At 61.6% G+C, this 2715-nt stretch carries 5 protein-coding genes; all 5 read right to left on the bottom strand.

The features are described from left to right. Positions 1-238 precede the first annotated feature (238 nt). Positions 239-604 (bottom strand): hypothetical protein, encoded by a 366-nt coding sequence (locus tag ABD120_RS39455; protein ID WP_343955620.1) that lies wholly within the window; start codon positions 602-604, stop codon positions 239-241. Continuing rightward, positions 588-809, bottom strand: coding sequence for a hypothetical protein (locus ABD120_RS39450; protein ID WP_343955619.1), 222 nt, complete (start codon positions 807-809; stop codon positions 588-590). Before ABD120_RS39450 ends, ABD120_RS39455 begins: the two co-directional genes overlap by 17 nt. A 233-nt stretch (positions 810-1042) precedes the next feature. Next, positions 1043-1822: a DnaB-like helicase C-terminal domain-containing protein gene (locus ABD120_RS39445; RefSeq protein ID WP_343955618.1), complete on the bottom strand. Its 780-nt coding sequence runs from the start codon at positions 1820-1822 to the stop codon at positions 1043-1045. A 3-nt stretch (positions 1823-1825) separates the two neighbouring features. Further along, a complete protein-coding gene (locus ABD120_RS40005) occupies positions 1826-2299 on the bottom strand; it encodes a hypothetical protein (RefSeq protein WP_486348457.1) in 474 nt (157 codons plus the stop codon). A gap of 36 nt (positions 2300-2335) precedes the next feature. Beyond that, positions 2336-2715: PD-(D/E)XK nuclease family protein (locus ABD120_RS39440; protein WP_343955617.1), on the bottom strand; the 380-nt coding region annotated here is incomplete at its 5' end.

Genomic DNA, 2715 nt, shown 5'->3' with positions numbered 1-2715 from the left:
TAGTAGCAGGCGTCTTCCGGGGTGTACTCGTTCTTCATGTGCTTGGGGAGCGTGTACACGCGGTCAGGGCTGTCGGCGACGACTTCCCTTAGGGCGTTGACAAACTGGCCGTCGAGAGCAGTCGGGGTCATGGGCATGAGGGTCTCCAGTCTGCAAGTTGGTTACTGTGCGCATCGGCCGGCAAAGTGCCGCAGCACGTTGACCTGGGGTTCCTTGACCTCGGCCAAACATCTGGCCGCTACTCAGCGTGTAGACGGGCCTCGATCTCGTCGAGGTGTTCCGCGATCGTCGGCAGCATCGCCCGCCACTCCTCAAGCGTGTGAAGGACGTACGCCTGACTGACGGGCTTGCGTGGCGCCTTGACGATGACGGCGCCGAGACTGGCGCCAAGGCGTTCCTTGATTGCCTTGATTTGCTTCGCGTACTCAGCGAGCGCGATGCGCTTCTCTGCCTTGCACTCGTGGGGAATCGGGTAGGGCGACCGATGATCGCCCGCCCCGAAGTCCACGCTTCCCATACGGTCGAATCCGGGGATGGACTCGGCTAGGTAGTCGGCTGACAGCCGCTCGAAAGCCGTCCCCTTTGCCCTACTGCGAGTCGCCATCGCTCGCATCGTCGTCTATGGGGGCGCACTCCGAGGCGATCAGCCGATCACTCATGACGTTGACCTGATCGCCAAACTCGTCGATAAAAGCAACGGTCCTCTCATCAATGAGGGTGAGTGAACCCGGAACGATACCCAGCCTTCCCGAGCCCTCGATGTGTAGAGCCGTAATGTCGTTGAAACCGTACTTCTTGTTTACGCGCATAGGGCGGCTTCCTTCCGTCGCTTCGCCATGTAGCACCGGGCGCATAACCCGTGCGCCTTGTGAACCCCGATGCATTCGGGGGTGTCGCAGCCTCGCCAGTCCTTCGGTTTGCCATCCGATGGTGTCGGGAAGCATCGCCCGTACTTCTTCATCTGGTCATCGTGGGCGGTGCAAAGCCCGTGCCACTTCCGCAGGTTCATGCAGTTACCGAAGGTGCAAAGCAAGGTGCCGCCTTAGTCCGTGACTTGCATTCGCGCTAGATCGGAGTTCAGAGCGATCCGATACCGCCCGGCCACGTCGGGCCGACCGTGGCGGTTCTTCGCGATAACGACTCCAAGCTTTCCCTCTTCGGGCCTGAAGAGATTCAGGACCAGGGAGGGCTTCTTGCTGATCTTTCCCTTTAGGGCACTCAAGGGCGGCGGCTGTGTGCCGTCGTCGTAATCGCCGGTTAGATGGTGCAGGGCATTGACGCAAGCGCCGGTTTGCCTTGCGAGATCGGCAAGGTAGTCCATGACGCTTTCAAGCCCGATGTGTCCGCGTTCCTCGACGTCCGGCGAGACGTCGCCGACGTTATCGACCACGATGTTTTCCGGATAGTTTCCGAAAACGTAGGCCCATGCCTTGACCTGGGATTCGATCGTGTCGAGGCTCGGGGAGCTGTCGAAACACCATCGGAGTTTCCTCAACCCAGCTAGCTTGCTATCGAGGTATCGGGTGTCTCCGGTTTCGACTATCGCGGCTATCTCGTGGATCTCCCGGCCTGACAGCATTGCGGCGGCCCGTTCGTATTGGGTTGCCGCGTCACTGTCTGCCGAGAAATACAAGGTGGGTACTCGGCTGGCTACTGCGAGCGTGAGTGAGAGGGCGCTTTTGCCGACGCCCGGCCCCGCCGCGATCAGATGTAGCTGACCGCGACGGAACTCAACCTGTTCCCTGCTGAACTTCCGGAAAGGATTCGGCAGGGTGGCGCCAGCGTCCCCCGATTTCGCTCGGGCGCGCTGGATCGTGTACACGCGTTAGGCAGGCACGCTCTTGCAACGCGTTGGGTCGTTCCGGTCTGCCGTGCAGCCATAGAACGCGCTGTAGGGCTTCCCTGCCTTGCTCGTTCCGGCCGGTACATACCGCATCGGCCCGTGAGAGCACACGGGCGGACCTTCCTCCCCGGGGGGAAGGTCGTCCGGCCAGGGAGCATCCTGGGCCTCGTACGTGGGAGCCGTCTGGCGCGGTGCGGGTCGAGTTGCCGGGCGGGCGGCCGGACGCTGGGGGGCGCCCTGGGCGACCGGTTCGGCGCCTAGCTCGCTCCGCAGTAGAGCGAACGTACGAACCGTTCTGACGGCCTCGCCGAGAGCTAGACCGAAGCTCTCGTCTACCTCTCTCAGCTCGGCAAGGAAGTCCGGGGCTGACGGCGCGCGAAGATGAAACAGGCCGACCTTCCGGCCCTGGGTATCGCTCAGCTCTAGGTCAAGGGCGTAGGGGTAGTCCTCAGCCATGTAATCCTTTCGTGACAACCAACTTGCAATGGTTGGCTAAAAAAAGGACCGGTCGCTGCCCATCACTGAGCAGTACCGGCGCACGCCGCATGTCTTACAGTGGTCGCCCGGGTTGGGCAGGTAGTTGCCTGCCTTCTCCGATCGGTCCATCTGCACGAACCATGCCGCTACGTTTTCACGCGTGAAGTTGCGTAGCGAGATGGGGTCTGTCGGCGCATTGTTCTTGCACATGAAGTAGTCGCCCCACATCGGGCGTTCGCCAAGCAAGTCTTCGACAGCTACCGCGTAGACGGCTAGCTGTATCGGGCTCGTCGGCAAGCGACTACCTGTCTTGATGTCGCGAACGAGTAGGCGCCCGTGCCGGTCGGCAAGGATCAGGTCTATAGACCCGATCACGCGAACGCCGTCGAGATCGA

The organism is Nonomuraea longicatena (assembly GCF_039525605.1).
Classification (GTDB): Bacteria; Actinomycetota; Actinomycetes; order Streptosporangiales; family Streptosporangiaceae; genus Nonomuraea; species Nonomuraea longicatena.
Note: the sequence above shows the minus strand (reverse complement) of the source record. Positions and strands in the feature narration are given on the sequence as shown.